This window comes from Paenibacillus sp. JT22N15, from assembly GCF_059383755.1.
This window is the reverse complement of the sequence record NZ_JBXENV010000001.1, coordinates 478,746-499,642: the sequence shown is the minus strand read 5'-3', so window position 1 is coordinate 499,642 and position 20,897 is coordinate 478,746. Positions and strand designations below refer to the sequence as shown.

Here is a 20,897-nt window from a genome sequence, read left to right as displayed (position 1 = left end):
GGAATCCTTTAAAACAACAAAAGTATATTAAATAGGATGGAATTTTTATTGTAAAACGATAAATATTATGTTAGAGTCGAATTAAATTTAATGCTAAGCGAGGGGCTTTTTATGGAACGAGGAACAACACTCTTTTTAAAGGCAGCGGTTATTTTTATGGGCATTCCAGTTCTTGCTTTATGCGTATTTTTGGTGCCAGAAATTGCGAATTTTATAGCAGAGTCATATCCAGATCATGCTTATTTGAAATATCTCTTTTTCATCGATTTATATGCAGCAGCGATCCCTTTTTACTTTGCACTGTTTCAAGCTTTAAAACTTTTAAGCTATATTGACCACAATAAAGCTTTCTCGGAATTATCTGTACGTGTTTTAAAGAACATAAAATTTTGTGCAATCCTAATCAGCTGCCTGTATGTGGCAGGCATGCCATTCTTCTATCTGATCGCGCAGAAAGTTGATCCCCCAGGCTTCATGGGAATCGGACTGGTCATCATTTTTGCCTCATTGGTGATTGCTGTGTTTGCTGCAGTTCTCCAGAGGCTTTTGCAAGAGGCTATTGATATAAAATCAGAAAATGATTTGACGGTCTGAGGTGAATGAAATGGCGATAATCATTAATATTGATGTAATGCTGGCGAAGAGGAAAATGAGCGTAACAGAGCTTTCGGAGAGGGTTGGAATAACGATGGCTAACCTTTCTATCCTGAAAAATGGAAAGGCAAAAGCGATTCGGATATCGACTTTAGAGGCCATTTGTAAAGCTTTAGAATGTCAGCCTGGCGATATTTTAGAATATAAAAGCGATTAGTAGGGGGCGAAAATGCTACCAAATTCATAAAGGATGGGCAGCGAATTCGCGTGAATGCAGCAGAAGGCTACATCGATATAGTCGATATATTGGAATAGTGTAATACAGCCCCACTTCTCTAGCGAGACACATGAGTTGAACAATCAAGGAGCAGCATTGCAGCCAGTCAAATGGCTTGGCTGCGATGCTGACAATCAATCAACATGCTTTATTGGCCCTCGCTCAATCTGCGCAACCGATAGGCGTTCATGGCGGCTTCGCCTAGCTCCTCGAGAATGGTATAATTCGCCCAAGCGCCTGCCACCGCTCCAATCCCCGGCACCATCTGCAGCATTTTTCGAAAGTCGATGGAGTCGCGGTATTCCTTCTGGAACGTCTCCCAGTCCATGTTTTTGGAGTAATCGGTATCCGTGAAGCACTGCTCCTTTTCAATATCCCAACACTTAATCGAGACCAGCAGCTTGGCGCGCTGTTCGGGACCGGAGAACGCCATTTGGAACACCTTAAGAATGAAAACGCGCTCGGAAAAATCCCTCGTGTCATACCCGTAGTTATGAGCCAATTCAAACAAAAATTTCATCTTAATTGCGATTAACGCAGGGAAGTCCACGACGTTAAGCACAATGCCGCCCGCCCCAGTGCCTGCGCCTTCGGCAGTCGCGATTTTTTGGTATAAGGAAAACAAGCGTTGCGCTTCTTGATCGGCATGTTCTAGAGAAAGAGTCCGCTGCACCGGTCGCTGAGGCGTATATTCCGCACCGAACAGCGCTGTCCGCACGATGGATTTTATGGTGGCCGTCATGACGTTGTGCACCTTGGGTGGAATCAAGTCGTTGATTCGCTTGCCAATCGTCTTCGATGTTCTCTCCAACCAACCGGGCGGCTTGAACAACTGGCGCTCCCAAGCGGCAATTTCGTTGTGCACTTTCTGTTCGTAATCCATTTTCAATCGCTCCTCCAACATATGTGGCTATATTGTATCGGAGAACGCCGCGATTGGGAACAGACTGCGGCAGGTGGCGGCACCCGACCAAAGTCGTGGGCGCGTTGAATTCTAAGCACAAGCTTCTCCTTGATTTCGCCTAGCTCCAGCAAAATTTGCATTAATGGGCATTACGGCGATTTTATTAAGAGCTGGATGAGGATACGCTTTTAAATTAACGGCAGAGAAGGGCAATTAAATGCAATTCCTTTGAAAAATAACAAGTATGCCTTGTTCATTGCATGTAAATCAAGCTCTTAAATATGTAAACTTAAATCAGCAAAACGATGGATGGCTTTGCTGACGAGTGAACCTATTATTAAGGGAGTGTTTTTACATTGAACAAGCATCAACTTACTTCTGCCCGCCGAGCGGCAGCGAGTACCCCAGCTACTGATCGTTTGCCATGGGCCGCATTATTAGCGCTTGCTATGGCAGGATTTATTTGTATTCTGACCGAGACGATTCCCGCAGGTTTGCTGCCGCAAATCGGACGGGGACTCCATATTTCAGAGTCGCTTGCCGGCCAACTGGTCACCGCGTACGCGCTGGGAACATTATTGACAGCCATTCCTTTGACCGCGGCTACAAACAATTGGCGTAGACGGCCTCTGCTTCTGCTATGTATGTTCGGCTTTTTGCTGTTCAACAGCGTAACGGCGTTTTCCTCCAGTTATGGGCTGACCTTGATTGCCCGTTTTATGGCGGGTGTAAGCTCTGGCATATTATGGGGCATGTCAGCTGGCTATGCTCGCCGCATGGTGCCTGATGCTCTGAAGGGCCGCGCCATGGCGGTAGCGATGCTTGGGGCGCCAATTGCGCTTGCACTGGGAGTTCCGGCGGGTACTTTTCTTGGTGTATTTGCGGGCTGGCGGTTTGTTTTTGGAATCATGTCGCTGCTTGCTATGCTGCTCATCTTGTGGATGATGTGGAAGATGCCCGACTTTGCAGGACAACCTTCTGCCAAGAAACGTTCCCTCTACAACGTAATGACAATTCCGGGAGTAAGGCCCGTTTTAGCCGTCGTTCTGGCTTGGATGCTTGCACATAACATTCTTTATACGTATATAGCGCCCTATTTGGCTATGGTCGGGCTTGTGGAGCGCGTTGATGTTGTTTTACTAGTTTTTGGAATGGCATCGGTTGCGGGCATCATACTTATTGGCCTGTTGATTGACCGCATGCTGCGGACTATGGTTTTAATAAGCCTCGCGGGTTTCGCCGTCGCCTCTATTCTGCTGGGAATAGGCAGCAGCGAGTCGATGATCATTTATATAGCCATTGCATTGTGGGGGCTGACATTTGGCGGGGCAGCGACGCTGCTGCAGACAGCGGTGGCCGAAGCCGCTGGCGATCATGCAGATGTGGCGCAATCCATGCTGGTGACGGCCTGGAATTTGGCGATTGGCGGGGGTGGATTAATCGGTGCGCTTTTGCTTGAAACGCTGGGTGTTATTTCTTTCCCATGGGTACTTTCCTTGCTGGTAATCATCGCTCTGCTCATCGCCTGGCTTGCCAAGGAGCATGGTTTCCGTTCGAATAGAGGCTGAGTAGCATCAGCCTAAATCCGTGAGGTACTGTGCTTCCGCAAGAACAGGGATTAGAAGCTTATGATCAATGGGGGACGACATGACGATCAAAATCGTATACGTCCCATATTTATCGCATTGATTGCCGAATTCTTCAAGGGATCGGGTAGAGTCGGTCATCACTTTCAATAAGTAATTGTGCTGGCCGCTGATGCGGTGGCACTCCATGACATCGGGAGAGGTATGGACAAAATCAAGAAAGGCATGGCAATCCCGCGTTTGAAACAGCATATAGGCGATGGAGGGCTTGCCGATTTTTTCTGGGGAAATGATCGTGCGGTATTCCTCGATAACGCCTTTTTCCTCCAGCCGTCTGACTCTTTCCGTTACAGCCGGTTGGGACAGGCCCACACTTTTGCCAAGGTCCGTCATGGAAATTCTCGCTTGATTTTGCAAATGGAATAAAATTTGTTTGTCCACATGATCCACGAAAAATGCCTCCTTTAGCCATTTGTATGACTATCATAAACCTATAAGCTTACTTTAAGCAAGTGACAGCTCCTCTTTGATATATTGCATCAATTGATGCTTGGAGGTCGCCGCATAACTCTCATTGCGCAGCTGCAGCAAGCCGATGGGAATGGAGGCATCCTTGAGCTTTACATCAAGGGCAACCAGATTTGGCGCCAGCTCTGTCGAAGCAAGAACAACGCCTATAGCGGCTGTCTGCTGGATAAATGCTGGAATTGCAGAAATTTGGCTGACCGTATGCAGGAGGGGGGATTCGTCATAGCGTGAAAACTGCTTGGATAATCGCAAATAATAAAGGCATGTACTTCCCCCAATTAGCAAAGGATAAGCAAGCAGCTCAGCAAAATCTATGCCGTCCCTTTTCGCTAGGGGATGGTCATTCGCTGCAACAAAGGCGATTTTTTCCTCGAACAAGGGCTCAAAGCGAAAGGAAGTCGAATCAGCAGGCTCCCCGCAAATGGCAAAGTCGAGCCCGCCTTGCAGCACTGCACGCGACAGCGTGTCGGTATTGCCTATAACAAAATGGCAGGAAACACGAGGCTTTTGCGCCTGGAAGCGCCGGAGTGAAGCAGGCAGTACCTGCTTTGCGAGCGATTCTAACGCGCCTACGCTGACCGTCCCGATTTCTTCTTCCTGCAAAGCCTTCGCCTGCTCCGCTACATAATGCCAATGTCCAATTAGCTTGTCTACCTCGGCGGCGAACAATTGCCCGGAGGCCGTAAGCTCGGCATCCCAGCCCCGTTTGAACAGCTGAATGCCAAGCGCTTTCTCCAGCCGCTGAACCTGATTAGTGACGGTAGACTGGGCATAATGCAGCTTGAGGGCGGCTTTAGAAAAGTTTCCTTCTTGAACAATCGTTTGAAACGTCGTTAATTCCTTCAAATCCATGCTGAACAGCTCCTTATATAAATAGCTAATAATCTCATTCGGTAAAACTGAATTAGGTTATTATTTTATTCAATTATATAAATAAACGGGGAGGCGTACAATAGGGACATCCAATTGATGACGAGCATGATGAAAACATCTTCCTCGCGAATCGCCAGCGTAAAGGGCTAAAACGGTACTGCGACCCGCAGCCCGAAGGAAAACGAAAAAACCAGTACACGGACAAGCGTCTCGTCTACTGGTTTTAGCCGTTTATATCATATCGAGGTAATCAATTTTCCAATGCACGGTTTTAATAAACTCGTCCAGCTTTGCAGAATCTCTTTCTTTGAAAAGCTGAATAATCTGCTTATGCTCCTCATTCATTTGCGACAATACCGAAAACAGCCGCTGCTTGTCCTCGCTTAAGTAAATTTGCCGGATAAAGCTGTTTTGCAGCGATTTCAATATTTCAGTTAAGGTGCTGTTGTTGCATTTCAATAAGTAAACATTATGGAAATCGTTCTGCCAATGCTGGTAATCGGTATAGTTTTGCTGCTGGATCGCCAAGTCGATTTTTTCAACCAGCCGCTCCATCGTTGCGATATCGTCTTCGTCTAAATGTGAAACGGATAAAGTGGCGGCAAGCGCATCCAGCACCCCGACGACCTGAAAAACATCCAGCTTCTTTTTCGTATCCAGCTCTTTGACGATGAAGCCTCGGCGGGGCAAGTTTTCCAGCAAATTTTCCGAGGCCAGCTGAATCAATGCTTCCCGGACAGGGGTACGGCTGACCCCCAGCGTTTGGCAAATGGAGGCTTCGTTCAATTTCTGATTAGGCAGCAAAGAGCCGTTTTGAATTTTTTCTGCTATATAATTGTACACATGATCTTTTAAAGACTGGTACTTTTTGATGGTCATTGTAGCGCTCCTTTAGGACGAATGAAAAATGCGGTTTCCAGTATCTGCAGGGAAATCTATGATTCATAGTACCATTGTCATAGGGTTTGATCAAGCGGCGAGGCCCTTTTGAAAGCGCTTCATAAATTTGTTGATTTTCAAAAGAATGCATGATATGATCAGAAACATAAACAAGGATATTGTATATTGTATACAAAATACAAATTGATCAAGGAGGCAATCATGCCGTTGTCAAAAGGAGCAATTGCGCCATATATTGTATACAATATACAATTTATTAAGGAACAAGTGAAGTTTCCTCGAATCTATGAACAATAGCAAAGGGTGAGAGAGCAATGCGTGAACACATCGATAACAATGCGCGAATAGGCACAAAAGCGGTATGGGGCGGGGAGAAGGATTTCCGAGTATTCGGATCCACTCAGGTTCCCGTCGTGCTCAGCGTAGCTTACGACTATAGCGACGTTGACGAATGGCAGGAAGTGGCGCTGGGGAACAAACCGGGATATACCTACAACCGGATGTCGAACCCGACCGTCCGGGCGATGGAAGAAAAGGTGCGGCTTCTGGAAGAGGCGGAAGAGGCTATCGCTTTTTCATCCGGCATGGCGGCGATCAGCAGCGCGCTTTATACGTTTTTGCGGCCTGGCGACCGCGTCGTCTCCGTCAAGGACACCTACGGCGGAACGAACAAAATTTTCACGGAATTTTTGCCGCAAATTCATATAGAAACAGTGCTGTGCAATACCGGTGATCATGAGGAGATCGAGCGCGAGATTGCCAAGGGCTGCAGCGTGCTTTACCTGGAGTCGCCGACGAATCCGACGCTGAAAATTACCGATATCGAACGTTTGGCCAAAGCGGCGAAAGCCGTCGGCGCGCTGGTGATGGTCGATAATACGTTCGCAACGCCGATCAATCAAAATCCGCTGAAGCTCGGCGTCGATCTCGTCATTCACAGTGCCACCAAATTTTTAAGCGGCCATGCCGATGTGCTCGGAGGCGTCGTGTGCGGGTCCGCAGCTTTGATGGAGAAGGTGTACCACTACCGGGAAATTCACGGGGCGAACCTCGATCCGTGGGCGGCTTATCTGATTTTGCGGGGGATGAAAACGCTTAAGCTCCGCGTCCGCCAGCAGGCGCAAAGCGCCATGGAGATCGCCCGCTTTTTGCAAAAACATCCGCTTGTCGAGTCCGTCAACTATCCTGGTCTGGAGACACATCCGCATCATGATATTGCAAAAAAGCAGATGAACGGCTTTGGCGGCATTTTGAGCGTTGTGCTCAAAGGGGAAATGGAAACGATCAAGCTGCTGCTGCCGCGGCTCCAGTATGCGAACCGGGCAGGCAATCTTGGCGCCGTTGAAACGATTTACGGACCGGCGAGAACGACCAGCCATGTCGAATGCACGCTGGAAGAGCGCCAGGCGCTGGGCATTTCCGAAGGCCTGCTGCGCATCTCTGTCGGCATCGAGGATACGGAGGATTTGATCGCCGACTTGTCGCAAGCGCTAGCCTATGTAGAATCGCAGATGCCTTTAAGCATCCATAACCTATAAGGAGAGATCGATATGGAACTCAAAATTGCACTGCTTGGCTTTGGTGTCGTAGGCCAGGGATTGGCGGAAATATTGGAAGAGAAAAGCAAGGCATTACACAGCGATACCGGGTTTCAGGCGAAAATTGTCGCGATCTCGGACATGATGAAAGGCTCTTTGTATCATCCGGACGGCTTGAATATCGTAGAAGCGCTGCGGGCTGTAAAAGAAACGGGCAGGCTCGACGCCTACCCCGAAGAGCCGGGGCTAAACCGCGGCTGGGACAGTTTCAAGACGATTCAGGAAACGAATGCCGATGCGATTGTAGAGCTGACTTTTACCGATGTGAAGACGGGCCAGCCGGCGATCGATCACTGCCGCGCCGCATTCAAATGCAAGAAAAATGTCGTGATGAGCAATAAAGGCCCGGTCGCGCTTGCTTATCAGGAGCTGTCGGAGCTTGCTCGCAGAAACGGCGTTCGCTGGGGGTACGAAGGAACGGTCATGAGCGGAACGCCTGCGCTCCGCATGCCAATCACCGCGCTTTCGGGCAATCGGATCAACGAGATCAAGGGCATTTTGAACGGGACGACTAATTATATGCTGACCCGGATGGAAGAGGGCATGAGCTATGCGGACGCGCTTGCCGAGGCGCAAGGACTAGGCTATGCGGAAGCGGACCCGACCAGCGATGTCGAAGGCTATGACGCGCAGTACAAGATTACGATTTTGAGCAATATCGTGATGAATGTGCCTCTGGAAAGGGAGGACGTTGCCTGCGAAGGGATCAGCAAGCTGACCCGGGAAGATATGGAGCGCGCCAAACAGGAAGGCAAGCGCTGGAAGCTGATCGCACGCTGCTGGCGCGACGGCGAGGAGGTCATCGCCAAGGTAGGGCCGGAGGCGATTCCGCTCAGCGATCCGCTGGCGGGCGTCGGCGGCGCATTGAATGCCGTTACGTACGATTGCGATTTGGCCGGGCCGATCACGCTGATGGGCGCCGGAGCCGGACGCAAGGAAACAGGCTTTTCGATTTTGATTGATCTGATCAACATTCACCGCAATCAACTGTAGCTTCTGCAATCATAGAAATTAAACAACCAGGATGAGGTGTAAACAATGACTATGGAAACTATGGAAAAGAAAAGCAAGATGTATTTGGCCGGACAATGGGTGCTGCGCGAGAACTTGATGGAAGTCCGCGATCCGCAGGACGATAGCCTGATCGCGACCGTGCCCGCTGCCTCGACGGCGGACATGCTGTATGCCATCGAACAGGCGAAGGAAGGGTTCCGGCTGAGCTCGGAGCTGCCGACGCATGAGCGGATCGCCATTCTGAACCGCGCAGCCGACTGGGTGGACGCGCATAAGGAAGACTACGCGAAGACGATTGCCCGCGAAGGCAGCAAAACGATCAAAGAAGCGCGGAAGGAAGTCAGAAGATGCGTGGAGACGCTGCGCATCAGCGCGGAGGAGGCCAGACGGCTGCATGGCGAGACGATCGCATTCGACCAGATGCCGGGCAGTGAAAAACGTTTCGGCTACTACTACCGTTTTCCGATTGGCATCATCGGGGCGATTACGCCCTTCAACGATCCGCTGAACCTGGTTGCGCACAAGGTCGGCCCGGCAATCGCCGCAGGCAACGCGATTATTGTAAAGCCTGCGCCTGCGACTCCGCTTAGCGCGCTGATGCTGGCGGAAGCTTTTGATCAGGCGGGTCTGCCTGCCAAAATTTTATCGGTCGTAACGGGCAATGCCAGCGAAATCGGCGATGCTCTGGTGACGCATCCCGATGTCAGAATGATTTCGTTTACCGGGGGGCTGACGACAGGCAAAGCGATCATGCAAAAGGGCGGACTAAAAAAAATGGGCATGGAGCTCGGCTCCAACTCCCCGGCTATCGTATTGAACGACGCGAATATTAGCGACGCGGTCGAAGCGACCGTATCCGGCGCATTCTGGGCGGCGGGCCAAAATTGCCTGGGCGTGCAGCGCATTTACGTGCAGGAGGCGATGTACGCATCCTTTGTCGCCCAATTCGTCGCCAGAACGAAGCTGTACCGCATGGGCAGCAAGTTGGAAGAGGACACGGACATGGGCCCGATGATCAACGAAAGAGAAGCGAAGCGCGTGGAGAGCTGGATTCGGGAAGCGGTAGAGCAGGGCGGAGAACTGCTGTGCGGCGGCCAGCGCCGCGGTGCATTCGTGGAGCCGACGGTTATGGCCAACGTTCCGAAGACGTGCAAAGTCGTGAAAGAGGAAGTGTTCGGTCCCGTCGTGACGATTTTCAGCGTGCCTGATTTGGATACGGCAATACGCGAATCCAACAGCGTCGATTTCGGGCTGCAGGCAGGAATTTTCACGGCAAATCTGGAGCATGCCTTTACCGCCGTTCACAAGCTTGACGTTGGCGGCGTGATGGTCAACGACAGCTCGGATTACCGCATTGACGCCATGCCTTTCGGTGGCGTTAAAGGCTCCGGACTTGGCCGGGAGGGCGTTGCCTTCGCGCTTCACGAGATGACCGAGCCAAAAGTGGTCTGCTTTCAGATGTCGAAATAAATGAAACGAACTTGTATTCCACCAAGATGACTTCGGGGAGAGATCCACATGTCAGTGCGTATCGAACATGATTTTCTCGGTGAAAAGGCGGTACCCGCCGAAGCCTACTACGGCATTCAGACGCTGCGGGCCACCGAAAATTTCCCGGTTACCGGAACCCCGGTTAGCCCGCATTTGATGACGGCTTTGGCCGAGATCAAGAAGGCCTCGGCATTGGCCAATATGGAAACCGGCATGCTGCCGAAAACGATCGGTTCCGCGATTGTGCAGGCTGCGGAGGAGGCGGCTGCGGGCAAGCTGTCGGCGCATTTTATCGTCGATGCCATCCAGGGCGGTGCGGGTACTTCCATCAATATGAATATGAACGAAGTGCTGGCCAACCGGGCGCTGGAGTGGCTCGGCAAGCGGAAAGGCGATTACTTCCACTGCTCGCCGAACAATCACGTCAACATGTCCCAATCGACGAACGATACGGTTCCGACGGCGATCCGTATCGCCGCTTACCGGCTCGCCGAACCGCTGCTGGCCGCTGTTGCGGCTCTCGAAGCGGGGTTTGCGCGGAAAGCGGAGGAGTTTGACGATGTTCTGAAAATGGGACGCACCCATTTGCAGGATGCGGTTCCGATCCGGATGGGACAAGAGTTCGGCGCCTATTCCCGCGTAATCGGCAGGGACCTTGCAAGAATTACCGCGGCGGCAGCCGGATTGCTGACGGTTAATCTGGGCGCGACAGCCGTTGGCACGGGGCTCAACGCCAATCTGAAGTACAGCGAGCTGGCCGTGCGGAATTTGATTGAGCAGACAGGACTTCCTTTAACCGCGGCGGATGATTTGGTGGACGCTACTCAAAATACGGACGCCTTTACGGCGCTCTCTGCGGCGCTTAAAATTATGGCGGTAAATCTGTCTAAAATTTGCAATGACCTCAGGATTATGGCTTCGGGACCTCGAGCCGGACTGGGAGAGATTCAATTCCCTCCCAAGCAGCCCGGATCGTCGATTATGCCGGGCAAGGTTAATCCGGTCATGGCGGAAATGGTCAACCAGATCGCCTTTCAGGTGATCGGCAACGATCATACGATTTGCTTGGCTGCTGAAGCGGGCCAGCTTGAGCTGAATGTGATGGGGCCGGTCTTGGCCCATAATTTGCTCCAATCCTTACTCATCCTGCGCAACGGGCTCAACGTTTTCCTGCGCGAGGCCGTGGAAGGGATTCAGGCGAATGAGGAAACCTGCAGATTGCACGTGGAACGAAGCTTCGGCGTCATGACGGCGCTGAATCCTCATCTCGGTTATGAAACCGCTGCCAGGCTAGTAAAGGAAGCGCTTCATTCCGGACAAACGATCAAGGAAATATGTCTGGAAAGAAATCTTTTGACCCCCGAAGAGCTAGATGTTATATTAAATCCCTTTGAAATGACAACCCCTGGAATTGCGGGCCTTGAGTATCTCGAAAACTTCGACAAGGGAGCGAAATAGGATGAGCAAAATTGGCGAGAACGAGCAGCACACATTGAAAAGATCGATGAAAAGCCGGCATATTTTCATGATTTCACTTGGCGGCGTCATCGGAACTGGACTTTTTCTAAGCACAGGCTATACGCTGAATCTGGCCGGGCCGGGAGGGGCCGTGCTCGCTTACCTGGTCGGTGCGCTGATTATGTATTTAGTGATGCTTTGTCTGGGCGAATTGAGCGTGGCGATGCCGGTTACGGGTTCATTCCCGGCTTATGCGACCAAATTTATCGGGCCTGCTACGGGTTTTACTATCGGCTGGCTTTATTGGCTGACGTGGGTCGTGACGGTCGGATCGGAGTTTACGGCGGCGGGTCTGCTGATGCAGCGCTGGTTCCCTGATATCTCGGTTTGGATTTGGAGCGCGATATTCGCCGTTTTACTGTTTGCTTTAAATGCTTTATCCGTGAAATTTTTTGCAGAATCCGAGTTTTGGGTTGCCGGCTTTAAGGTCATTGTTATTATCCTTTTCATTGGGCTTGGCGGAGCGGCCATGTTTGGGCTCATTCCGATGGAAGGCAACGCCTCGGCGCCGATGTTCTCTAACCTGTTGAATCAGGGCGGGTTATTTCCAAACGGCTTCCTGCCGGTATTATTCGTCATGATATCCGTCAATTTCGCTTTCTCCGGCACCGAGCTGATCGGCGTGACCGCAGGGGAGACGGAAAATCCGGACGTCAGCATTCCGCGCTCCATCCGCACAGTCGTTTGGCGGACGATGATCTTCTTCGTCGGCGCGATTATCGTGCTGGCCGGGCTTATCCCGTGGAAGGAAGCGGGAGTTATCGAAAGTCCATTCGTTCTCGTATTTGACAAGATCGGCATTCCGTATGCGGCTGACATTATGAACTTTGTCATTTTGACCGCTTTGCTGTCGGTGGGCAATTCGGGACTGTATGCTTCGACGCGGATGCTTTGGGCGCTTTCCCAGGAAAAAATGATCAGCCCGTGGCTTGGGAAAGTGACATCGAGTGGCGTACCGTTGAATGCGCTGATCATCAGCATGCTGGTTTCCTGCCTATCCCTGCTCTCCAGTGTGATTGCTCCTGATACCGTCTACGTCGTTCTGATCGCCATCTCCGGGTTCGCCGTCGTAGCCGTATGGATGGGCATCGTCGCTTCGCAATTTATGTTCCGCAGGCAGTTTCTTAGGGAGGGCGGCAGGCTTCAGGATTTGAAATATCGGACTCCGCTGTACCCTTATGTGCCCATTGCGGCGTTTCTGCTCTGTCTGACGTCCTGCATAGGATTGTATTTCGATCCTGCTCAGCGCATCGCTTTGTATTGCGGAGTTCCTTTCGTCGTCATGTGTTACCTTATTTATTATTTGAAAAACAAAAAATCAGCGGCGACGCCGCCTGCGCAATAAATGGAGCAGCTCTTTGGATCGGTTGGAACGCGGCCGATTCCAGCAGCGGCAATTTGTGGACTGGGAGTGATCGGAAATGACGGTAAAGGCGAGTGTAAGTGGAGGCACAAGTATTATTATTAGGCTGGAAATCGCCAAGGATGTGGTGACGTTCGGGCAGATCGCGACAGCGATCGGCGATGCCGGCGGGGATGTTATTGCGATCGATGTCGCGAAATCCGGCAAAGCGACGACGATTCGGGATATTACGGTTCACGTGAGCGATCATAAGCATTCCGACTCTATTGTAAGCGCTGTCAAAAAATTGGCAGGCATCAAAGTTTTGCATGTTTCCGACCAAACCTTTCTGATCCATCTCGGCGGGAAAATCGAAATGGTGCCGAAAATGCCGATCAAAAACCGCGAGGATTTGTCGCGCGTTTATACGCCGGGCGTGGCGCGAGTCTGCATGGCAATCCACGAGGACCCGAGAAAAGCGCATTCGCTGACGATCAAGCGCAACACGGTTGCGGTCGTTTCCGACGGCTCTGCGGTGCTCGGACTCGGCAATATCGGGCCGGAGGCGGCGATGCCGGTTATGGAAGGCAAAGCGATGCTGTTTAAGCAATTGGCCGGTGTGGATGCGTTTCCCATTTGCCTGAATACGCAGAGCACCGAAGAAATTATTCAAATTGTCAAAGCGCTCGCGCCGACTTTCGGCGGCATCAATCTGGAGGATATTTCGTCGCCGCGCTGTTTTGAAATCGAGAATCGGTTGATCGAGGAACTGGATATCCCCGTTTTCCATGATGACCAGCATGGGACGGCGGTCGTCCTGCTAGCAGGATTGCTGAACGCCGTCAAAGTGGTGAAAAAAGAGCTAGGCCGCTGCAAGGTAGTCGTATGCGGCATCGGAGCGGCGGGCATCGCCTGCACCAAAATGCTGCTGGCCGCCGGGGTAACCAACCTTATCGGCGTGGATCGGCAAGGTGCTATCGTGCGGGGGCAAAACTATGACAATCCTGCATGGCAATGGTTTGCCGAGCATACGAATCCCGAAGGCCGAAGCGGCGCTTTGAGCGAGGTAATCCGCGGCGCCGATATATTCATCGGACTGTCCGGGCCTAAGGTGCTCCGTGTGGACGATGTACAAAATATGGCCAGCGATCCGATCGTTTTCGCCATGGCGAATCCGACGCCGGAAATTCCGCCGGAAGAAGCGGAGCCGTACGTCCGCGTGATGGCGACCGGAAGGTCGGATTACCCGAATCAGATCAACAACGTGCTTTGCTTCCCGGGCTTGTTCCGCGGCGTCCTCGACTGCCGCGCCTCGCGAATTACGGAGGAGATGAAGCTGGCCGCGGCAAGCGCGATCGCTTCCGTCGTTACGGAAGAGGAGCTGAATGAGTCCTACATTATTCCAAGCGTATTTAACCAACATGTTGTGGAAAAAGTGCGGGAAGCCGTCATTGCCGCAGCCTACCAGTCGGGCGTAGCGCGCCGGAGCCTCAGCCAAGAGACCACGAACGAGGCGGCCGAAGCGCGGCTCCAGGAAGAATTTGCATGAACGAGCATTTGAAAAATGGTGCTGCCATCCTCGTCGGCTCGGCGATTATGGGCTTTGGCATCAACTATTTCAATGCAGCTAACGGGCTGGCCGAGGGTGGTATTACCGGAGCCAGCTTATTGCTGAAATATATGTTTGGCTGGGATGCAGGGGTAACCAATTTTTTGCTTAACCTCCCGCTTTTTTTTGTTGGCTGGAAGGCGCTCGGAGGGCGTTCTTTGGCTTATACCGTTTTTGCAACGTTGATGTTCTCGTTTTTTGTATACATCTTTCGGGACTTTCATTTTGTTATGAGCGATCTGCTGCTGGCTTCCTTGTATGCCGGCGTGACGGTCGGCGTCGGGTTGGGCCTTGTTTTCCGGTATGGCGGGACAAGCGGCGGAACGGACATTTTGGCGCAGGTGCTCAAAAAGTATTGGGGATGGCCTGTCGGAAGAAGCGTTTTTATGTTCGACTGCGCCACTATTGTGCTGTCGCTTATTTATTTGGATCGGGAACGGGCGATGTATACGATTGTGGCCGTTTTCGTGGGCACGCGGGTGCTTGACTACGTCATGGAAGGCTCGGGAAGAGGCAAAGCGGCGATCATCATTACGAGCCATGCCGATCAAATATCAGCCCGCATCCACACGGAAATGCAGCGAGGCACGACGTTTTTCCACGGGAAAGGCGGTTACAGCGATGCCGAGAAAAAAATTATTTACTGCGTCGTCAGCCGCTCCGAAGTAGGCCGGCTCAAAAAGCTGGTCCACGATACGGACCGCTACGCCTTTGTTACCGTTCACGACGTCGTCGAAGTGTTCGGAGAGGGGTTCAACTCGCTGCGGGAAAAAGAGTGAGCGCTGTAGGCCTAGGCCTTATTTCCTTCAAATTGCTGCTGAACAGCTCCTTGTATAAATAGCCAACCATCTTATTCGGTATAATTGAATAAGAATATGATTTTATTCAATTATACAAATAAGTGAGGAAGGCGTACAATGAGGGCATCCAATTGAAGGAGGAAGCCAGCATGCCATTCGTCAGAGTCAGTTATTTGGAAAATAAATATGATGAGCCACAGCTGTCAGCCATTAGTCAGGTTATTATGGGTGCTCTTATGGAGCATTTCCATGTGCCGGAGGACGATTTTTTTCAAGTATTCCATGGGCATCGGGCAAGCGAATTTTATTATAGTCCCCATTATCTAAATATTAGGCGGACCGAAGAGTTGCTTTTTATCCAAATTACTTTGAAATCTGGAAGAAGCACGGTGCAAAAGCAGCATTTTTATAAAAGGGTAGCGCAGCGTTTGGCGAGCGAACTGGCCATTCGCGAGGAAGATGTATTCATCATGCTCGTCGGGACGGAACTGGAAGATTGGACGTTCGGCAGCGGGATCGCCCAAATGATTAACCCTCCAGAAGCGATCGCTTCAAATGTCCGGCAAACGTTCGGAGATATAGCGCCCGCTTTTGTCCAATATTCGGAGGAGCTGCTCTTCGGAGAGGTTTGGAAAAGAGAGCAGCTGTCGCTTCGGGAACGCAGCCTGCTTACGATATCTGCATTAGTGGCCGCCGGATCGACGGAGCAACTGCCCTTCCATATTCGTCTAGGGAGGCAGCATGGCTTGACGGAGGAGCAGGTCGTAGAGGCATTAACCCATCTTGCTTTTTACGCGGGCTGGCCGCGTGCCGCAGCTGCTATCCAAGCAGCGAAGCAGCTGTTTCAAGAAACGAGTTGATCCTCCCCCCCCAAACGGGGGATTTTCTAATCGCTTGCTTCCTATTATGATAAACAAGAATACAGCATTGTTTTTTTCGGTGACACAATACGACGCATTTTGCCTCTCAAGGCATCAGCCGAGCTGCTCAGCTCCAATGGTGCCAGCCTATACTGCAGATCGCGGCAACGCCTCCACTTAGAGACGCTGCCCATCTGTGGGACACCTCAACAATCGTTAATTCATAAGCTAACCTATCTAATACGGCGGGTACTGGTCAAACAGTACGTGCCGTATTTTTATTGCCCTGTTTTCTGCTATACTAGGGGGTGGCCTGAAATAATGGGTATTGATACATAGGCATTTTCGGAGGTGTCCGCAAGTAATGGCAAGCATTAAACTTCATATTCCTCCTATTCGCAGCCCTTTAGTATTTCGGCCGAAGCTGATGAGCAAGCTGGAAGAGGGAATGAAAGCGAAGCTGACCGTCGTTTCCGCACAAGCCGGCTATGGGAAAACGACAGCCTTGAGCGGGTGGGCGAGATTATGCAGCTCGCCAGTGGCATGGGTTTCACTGGATGTGCATGACAATGATTGGATTGCCTTTTGGAGCTATGTGACAGCGTCCATTCAAGCCCGTGTTGCCGGGTTTGCTCCTTCCCTTCGAGCCTTGATAGAGAAAGGGCCATCGGTATCCGCAGAGCCTGCGATGAGCATGCTGCTGAATGAGCTTGCCGGCTTGGATAGCGAGCTTTCCATCATTCTTGACGATTTTCAATTTATTGAACTGCCGTCTATTCAGCATTCTTTCATTTATTTGCTGGAGCACTTGCCTGCCCATATTCATATATATATCGCCAGCCGCAATGAACTTCCCATTCCTACAGCAAAGCTGCGGGCAAAAGGGGAATTTCATCAAATCAAGATGCCCGATTTACGGTTTGAGCTGGAGGAAGGCTTTGTTTTTTTTCGCGATTTGACAGAGCTGCATTTAACGAAAGAACAGGTGGCGCTGCTGTGCCTTCAGACGGAGGGCTGGATCAGCGGCTTGCAGCTGGCTGCCATTTCCTTAAAGCAGAGCGGCAATATTCCGGAATCGATTGAGCAGTTTAATGGGCATCATCATCATATTTCGGACTATTTGCTGGAGGAAGTATTTAGTCAGCTGCCGATTCAATTGCGCGATTTTCTACTGGAAACGTCAATTTTACAAAGGTTGAACGCTTCTATATGCGAGGCGGTAACGGGCTGTGCCAACAGCCAGGCGCAATTGGAGAAAATCGAACGATTGAATTTATTTATTATCCCGCTTGACGAGCAGCGTGGCTGGTATCGGTATCATCATTTGCTTTCGGATTTTTTGCAGCAGCTGCTGCTGAGGGAAAAGCCGGATAAAAAGCTGCAAGCGCACATTCGTGCCGCACAATGGCTGGAGAGCCAGGGGTTTGAGCAGGGGGCAGTTGAGCATTTTCTGCAGGGCCAGCAGTATAGCGATGCCGTACGTTTAATAGAGAAAAATCTCATTGCTTTCATGCAAACGAAAAGCGTTGTATTAAATAGATGGCTGTCCGTCTTGCCGGAAAGCACCTTTGCAGATAAGCCGATGGTTGAAATGTTTTATATTTCGGTTCTGCTCGGGGTGGGGGAATGGAAAGCCGCTTTCCGCAAAATAGAGCAAGCCCGAATTCGCTTTGCTTTATTGAAAGAGCAATTAGATGAAGCGGATTGGAAGCGGGCAATGGGCAACATTTATTTCTTTTGCTCCATCGTTTCCTATTTACATAAAGACCTCAAGTTGACGTCGGAATATTTGGAGCAAATGGAGCAATACATGCCAGAGGGCAGTTTTTTTCAAACGATGGGACGCAATCGCTATCAAGGCTATGATGCTTTTGACGACCACTTGGCATTTATAAACGATCTTCATGCGGCTGGTGCATTTTTACTGAGATGGATTAAAGCATGGGAGGATAAAAAACAATACCCGTTTATCGGCTTCCTCAACGTGTCGTACAGCAAATTGCTTTATGAATGGAATCGGCTGGATGACGCTTCGTTTTATGCGAATCAAGCACTTGGACGCGGCGATATTAAGCCTTTTGCCCGAATTATGATTCAATTAGCGGTTAGCGCTTCACAAATTGAGCAGGCTAAGGGAAATAGCGAGCGGGCCGCGGAGCTGCTCATGCAGCTAAAGTCGCATATCGATTCTCCCGATGCGGTATTGTTCCATTTGCGAATTGAAGCGGAGCAAGCTCGGCTTGCTTTGCGGCAAGGCTTCATCCAAGAGGCGCAAAATTGGCTCCATCATTGCGGCATGCGGCATACGGACGAAGTATCGCTAGGCCGTGTGCCTGAGCATCTCATATTGGCCAGAGTGCTTGCTGCCTGCGGCAGGCCGGTCGATGCGCTGCATTTGCTAGGGCGGCTGCTTCAGCTATTAAGCACGGAGGACCGGCTTCGCGACCGCATAAAAAGCATGATTTTGCAAAGCTTAATTTTTGAGCAAATGGGCCGGATGGATGCTGCGCTTGCACAGCTGGAGGGAGCGCTGCGGCTTGCCGAGCCGGAAGGCTACATTCGCAGCTTCATTGATGAAGGCGAACGGATGGCCTTATTGCTAATCGCTTATACACGGAATAGACATGCATATAAGAGCGTTAAAGAGCAGCGGGTGCCCGTTGTGACGCTGGATTATGTTAGGGCATTGCTTCTTGCTTTGAATGTGGAAGCAGGAGAGAAGCAGCAGGTGAAAATGATTTTAACGGAACAGGAAATGCGGGTGCTGCGGCTCATTGCTGATGGCTTGGCAAATAAGGAAATCGCCGCCAAGCTCGGCAATGCGAGCGAGACGATAAAGTGGCATATTAAGAGCATATATAGAAAGCTTGGTGTGAGCAATCGCGTCCAGGCGCTGCAGGTTGCTAGGGAATCTAATATTTTTCTGTCATAAATTGGATTTGAAAGTCTTGCCGCGGGGCAAGGCTTATTTTTTCATAGACGCCCTTGCCTTTTTGCAAAAAATAGCGTAAATTAAATTTAATTAGATTATCTAACTATAATCGTTGCCTTGCAAAAACGAGATACCAAGGCAGCCGCAAAGGCGGAGGTACGCAATGGCTAGAAAAAATAATAAGGAGCTTACGGCTGAGCAGCTGCCAAAGCTCGGAGCAAGTCCCTACCTGGAGCTCATGCAGGCTACGGCTGCACAGGACACGGACCGGAAATCGGCTTCAATCGGACTGCTTATGCTGTGGCTAGGCGATCATATTTTGGACGTCATGGATAACGACTTAGCCGAATTTGGCATTACCGAAAGCAAATTCGATCTGCTGCTGCTGCTAACGCTGCATGAAGGCCGGGAGCTTGTGACGCCATCCGCGCTTGCTGAGCGGCTTGGCATTCGCAGAGCCTCGGTAACGGCTCTGCTGGATTGGCTGGAGAAGCGCAGCTGGATTGCCCGCGAACAAAGCGTTATTGATCGCCGCATGATTCATGTGAGCATTACATCGGAGGGCCGCGACTTAGTGAGCCGAATATTGCCGGTGTTTTGGTCGACCTGTTCATCTTTGCCAATCGGGCTTGAGCCGGAAGAACAGCAGGTTTTTGACAAGGTAATGGTAAAGCTGAATGCAAGCATCGAAAAGAGACTGGGGGTGGGAAGATAATTTTTTTGCGATAATAGTTAGATAATCTAATTAAATTAGCGAACCCTTATAAAGGATCCAATCATTTTTTTGAAAGAGGTGCTGTATGTTACAAAAAGATGCTTCATCTGTCACTCTACCCGCTCGATCTGCCAACTATTCCGTTATGACCTTGATTTTGTGCTGGTCCGGTATGGCAGTTATGTCTAGTCTCTATGTTACCTTGCCGCTGCTGTCTCTATTCGCGGAGCATTTCAGCGTAACGCTGACCCAAGCTGCCGCAGCAGGCAGCATTTTTTCGCTCGGCTTTGCGATAGGCTGTCTGCTGTATGGGGCAATATCCGAAAAGTATGGCCGCAAAAAGATTATTGTTATCGGGCTGGCCGCTCTAACGGTGCTATCATTGGCGATTGGTTTAGTTGACCAATTTCCATGGCTCCTTGTGCTTAGAGGCTTGCAGGGGGCTGCGGCTGCAACCTTCTCGCCTGTGGCACTTGCATATGCTGTGGAAATGTTTCCGATAGAGAGACGGGTAACGACGATTGGTTTTATTAGCACCGGATTTCTGGTCGCGGGAATCGCTGGTCAAGTCATGAGCAGTCTAATAAGCGAGCATTATGGCTGGAATGCCGTCTTTGTGCTGCTTGCTGTTGTCTATACCGTGACAGCACTGCTCGTACAGTCGCTGCTGCCGAAGGGGAATGCGCAGCAAGCGCATGCGAGCGTTTGGGCACCGCTGCGGGAAATGGGAACCGTGTGGAAGCAGCCTTATTTGGTGCTAAGCTACATCGTCGCTTTCGTGCTGCTTATGTCCTTCGTGAGCATGTATACGGTGCTGGGCAGCTATTTAAGCGGACCGGCTTTTGGACTAGGCAAACAGGAGCTGCTTTACGTACGTGCCATAGGAGTAGTCGGCATGATCGTTTCCCCTTTCGCAGGAGCGCTTGCGAAACGGCTTGGCGTCCGTTTGGTGCTGCGAGTCGGGCTCATGCTCGCGGTTGCGGGACTGGCATCCTTGGGGCTTGCGCGCAGCCTGCCCTTATTAATCGTAATGAGCGTCATATTTGTTGCTGGAATAGCACTCGCTGTCCCGTCACTTGTGTCGCTGATTGGGCAGTTAGGCGGGAAATCGCGGGGGATCGCCGTATCCATCTATACGTTTATTTTGTTCGCGGGAACCAGCTTTGGGCCGATGCTTTCGTTATTTTTCATGAAAATAAGCAGTTATCGCATAACGTTCTTCCTACTGGCGCTTGTGCTCGGCATCGGCTTGCTGGCGGCGTGCCTAATCCGACGTGATAATGAACAATAGTAAAAATAGATTAATTACAATATTTTCTGTGTAGAAAGACCTATTTTTATAACAAAATATTTAAA

The 20,897-nt window shown here is 50.7% G+C and carries 18 protein-coding genes; 14 read left to right on the top strand and 4 right to left on the bottom strand.

Translation table 11 applies throughout. The features are described 5' to 3' along the window. Positions 1-111: 111 nt before the first annotated feature. The gene (locus tag AC50X8_RS02200; RefSeq protein WP_056030128.1) at positions 112-594 is read left to right on the top strand and encodes a DUF2975 domain-containing protein; all 483 of its coding nucleotides are present in this window, start codon (positions 112-114) and stop codon (positions 592-594) included. 10 nt (positions 595-604) lie between these two features. Continuing rightward, complete coding sequence (locus AC50X8_RS02195) at positions 605-811, top strand: helix-turn-helix domain-containing protein (RefSeq protein WP_056030125.1); 207 nt, start codon at positions 605-607, stop codon at positions 809-811. Between the two features lie 208 nt (positions 812-1,019). On the opposite strand, the gene AC50X8_RS02190 is transcribed toward AC50X8_RS02195, so the two are convergent. Next, positions 1,020-1,754 carry an EcsC family protein gene (locus tag AC50X8_RS02190; protein WP_494878394.1) on the bottom strand — a complete coding sequence of 245 codons (735 nt, stop codon included), beginning with the start codon at positions 1,752-1,754 and terminating at the stop codon, positions 1,020-1,022. A 377-nt stretch (positions 1,755-2,131) separates the two neighbouring features. Between AC50X8_RS02190 and AC50X8_RS02185 the strand changes: the two genes are divergently transcribed. Further along, positions 2,132-3,343, top strand: coding sequence for an MFS transporter (locus AC50X8_RS02185; protein WP_494878392.1), 1,212 nt, complete (start codon positions 2,132-2,134; stop codon positions 3,341-3,343). 6 nt (positions 3,344-3,349) lie between these two features. Here the strand turns inward: AC50X8_RS02185 and AC50X8_RS02180 are convergent, their stop codons facing one another. The 3 genes from AC50X8_RS02180 to AC50X8_RS02170 form a co-directional block, all read right to left on the bottom strand. Continuing rightward, complete coding sequence (locus AC50X8_RS02180; RefSeq protein ID WP_056030116.1) at positions 3,350-3,811, bottom strand: Lrp/AsnC family transcriptional regulator; 462 nt, start codon at positions 3,809-3,811, stop codon at positions 3,350-3,352. 54 nt (positions 3,812-3,865) lie between these two features. Continuing rightward, a complete protein-coding gene (locus AC50X8_RS02175; RefSeq protein WP_056030112.1) occupies positions 3,866-4,741 on the bottom strand; it encodes a LysR family transcriptional regulator in 876 nt (291 codons plus the stop codon). A gap of 252 nt (positions 4,742-4,993) precedes the next feature. Further along, positions 4,994-5,641 carry a GntR family transcriptional regulator gene (locus AC50X8_RS02170; protein WP_056030109.1) on the bottom strand — a complete coding sequence of 216 codons (648 nt, stop codon included), beginning with the start codon at positions 5,639-5,641 and terminating at the stop codon, positions 4,994-4,996. 335 nt (positions 5,642-5,976) lie between these two features. Between AC50X8_RS02170 and AC50X8_RS02165 the strand changes: the two genes are divergently transcribed. The 11 genes from AC50X8_RS02165 (at position 5,977) to AC50X8_RS02115 (ending at position 20,832) form a co-directional block, all read left to right on the top strand. Next, positions 5,977-7,200 (top strand): cystathionine gamma-synthase family protein, encoded by a 1,224-nt coding sequence (locus AC50X8_RS02165; protein ID WP_494878390.1) that lies wholly within the window; start codon positions 5,977-5,979, stop codon positions 7,198-7,200. 12 nt (positions 7,201-7,212) lie between these two features. Further along, the gene (locus AC50X8_RS02160; RefSeq protein ID WP_494878388.1) at positions 7,213-8,253 is read left to right on the top strand and encodes a homoserine dehydrogenase; all 1,041 of its coding nucleotides are present in this window, start codon (positions 7,213-7,215) and stop codon (positions 8,251-8,253) included. A gap of 45 nt (positions 8,254-8,298) precedes the next feature. Continuing rightward, a complete protein-coding gene (locus AC50X8_RS02155) occupies positions 8,299-9,744 on the top strand; it encodes an aldehyde dehydrogenase family protein (RefSeq protein WP_494858003.1) in 1,446 nt (481 codons plus the stop codon). A gap of 48 nt (positions 9,745-9,792) precedes the next feature. Further along, the gene (gene aspA / locus AC50X8_RS02150; protein ID WP_494878386.1) at positions 9,793-11,223 is read left to right on the top strand and encodes an aspartate ammonia-lyase; all 1,431 of its coding nucleotides are present in this window, start codon (positions 9,793-9,795) and stop codon (positions 11,221-11,223) included. Between the two features lies 1 nt (position 11,224). Next, positions 11,225-12,628: an amino acid permease gene (locus tag AC50X8_RS02145; RefSeq protein ID WP_056030097.1), complete on the top strand. Its 1,404-nt coding sequence runs from the start codon at positions 11,225-11,227 to the stop codon at positions 12,626-12,628. Positions 12,629-12,704: 76 nt separating this feature from the next. Then, on the top strand, positions 12,705-14,174 hold the full coding sequence (locus AC50X8_RS02140) for an NAD-dependent malic enzyme (protein WP_494878384.1): 1,470 nt from the start codon (positions 12,705-12,707) through the stop codon (positions 14,172-14,174). Beyond that, positions 14,171-15,013: a YitT family protein gene (locus AC50X8_RS02135; protein WP_056030091.1), complete on the top strand. Its 843-nt coding sequence runs from the start codon at positions 14,171-14,173 to the stop codon at positions 15,011-15,013. The genes AC50X8_RS02140 and AC50X8_RS02135 overlap by 4 nt, the downstream gene beginning before the upstream one ends. A 170-nt stretch (positions 15,014-15,183) precedes the next feature. After that, positions 15,184-15,894 carry a tautomerase family protein gene (locus AC50X8_RS02130; protein WP_081418606.1) on the top strand — a complete coding sequence of 237 codons (711 nt, stop codon included), beginning with the start codon at positions 15,184-15,186 and terminating at the stop codon, positions 15,892-15,894. A gap of 364 nt (positions 15,895-16,258) precedes the next feature. Then, complete coding sequence (locus AC50X8_RS02125) at positions 16,259-18,826, top strand: winged helix-turn-helix domain-containing protein (RefSeq protein WP_494878380.1); 2,568 nt, start codon at positions 16,259-16,261, stop codon at positions 18,824-18,826. Positions 18,827-18,989: 163 nt separating this feature from the next. Then, positions 18,990-19,541: a MarR family winged helix-turn-helix transcriptional regulator gene (locus AC50X8_RS02120; RefSeq protein ID WP_494878374.1), complete on the top strand. Its 552-nt coding sequence runs from the start codon at positions 18,990-18,992 to the stop codon at positions 19,539-19,541. 85 nt (positions 19,542-19,626) lie between these two features. Next, the gene (locus tag AC50X8_RS02115; protein ID WP_494878372.1) at positions 19,627-20,832 is read left to right on the top strand and encodes an MFS transporter; all 1,206 of its coding nucleotides are present in this window, start codon (positions 19,627-19,629) and stop codon (positions 20,830-20,832) included. Positions 20,833-20,897 lie beyond the last annotated feature (65 nt).

Excerpts from the sequence above, each read along its gene's own strand:
- AC50X8_RS02200 (WP_056030128.1), top strand. The coding sequence starts at position 112 with ATGGAACGAGGAACAACACTCTTTTTAAAGGCAGCGGTTATTTTTATG.
- AC50X8_RS02195 (WP_056030125.1), top strand. The coding sequence starts at position 605 with ATGGCGATAATCATTAATATTGATGTAATGCTGGCGAAGAGGAAAATG.
- AC50X8_RS02190 (WP_494878394.1), bottom strand. The coding sequence starts at position 1,754 with ATGGATTACGAACAGAAAGTGCACAACGAAATTGCCGCTTGGGAGCGC.
- AC50X8_RS02175 (WP_056030112.1), bottom strand. The coding sequence starts at position 4,741 with ATGGATTTGAAGGAATTAACGACGTTTCAAACGATTGTTCAAGAAGGA.
- AC50X8_RS02170 (WP_056030109.1), bottom strand. The coding sequence starts at position 5,641 with ATGACCATCAAAAAGTACCAGTCTTTAAAAGATCATGTGTACAATTAT.
- AC50X8_RS02165 (WP_494878390.1), top strand. The coding sequence starts at position 5,977 with ATGCGTGAACACATCGATAACAATGCGCGAATAGGCACAAAAGCGGTA.
- AC50X8_RS02160 (WP_494878388.1), top strand. The coding sequence starts at position 7,213 with ATGGAACTCAAAATTGCACTGCTTGGCTTTGGTGTCGTAGGCCAGGGA.
- AC50X8_RS02155 (WP_494858003.1), top strand. The coding sequence starts at position 8,299 with ATGACTATGGAAACTATGGAAAAGAAAAGCAAGATGTATTTGGCCGGA.
- aspA (WP_494878386.1), top strand. The coding sequence starts at position 9,793 with ATGTCAGTGCGTATCGAACATGATTTTCTCGGTGAAAAGGCGGTACCC.
- AC50X8_RS02145 (WP_056030097.1), top strand. The coding sequence starts at position 11,225 with ATGAGCAAAATTGGCGAGAACGAGCAGCACACATTGAAAAGATCGATG.
- AC50X8_RS02140 (WP_494878384.1), top strand. The coding sequence starts at position 12,705 with ATGACGGTAAAGGCGAGTGTAAGTGGAGGCACAAGTATTATTATTAGG.
- AC50X8_RS02135 (WP_056030091.1), top strand. The coding sequence starts at position 14,171 with ATGAACGAGCATTTGAAAAATGGTGCTGCCATCCTCGTCGGCTCGGCG.
- AC50X8_RS02130 (WP_081418606.1), top strand. The coding sequence starts at position 15,184 with ATGCCATTCGTCAGAGTCAGTTATTTGGAAAATAAATATGATGAGCCA.
- AC50X8_RS02125 (WP_494878380.1), top strand. The coding sequence starts at position 16,259 with ATGGCAAGCATTAAACTTCATATTCCTCCTATTCGCAGCCCTTTAGTA.
- AC50X8_RS02120 (WP_494878374.1), top strand. The coding sequence starts at position 18,990 with ATGGCTAGAAAAAATAATAAGGAGCTTACGGCTGAGCAGCTGCCAAAG.
- AC50X8_RS02115 (WP_494878372.1), top strand. The coding sequence starts at position 19,627 with ATGTTACAAAAAGATGCTTCATCTGTCACTCTACCCGCTCGATCTGCC.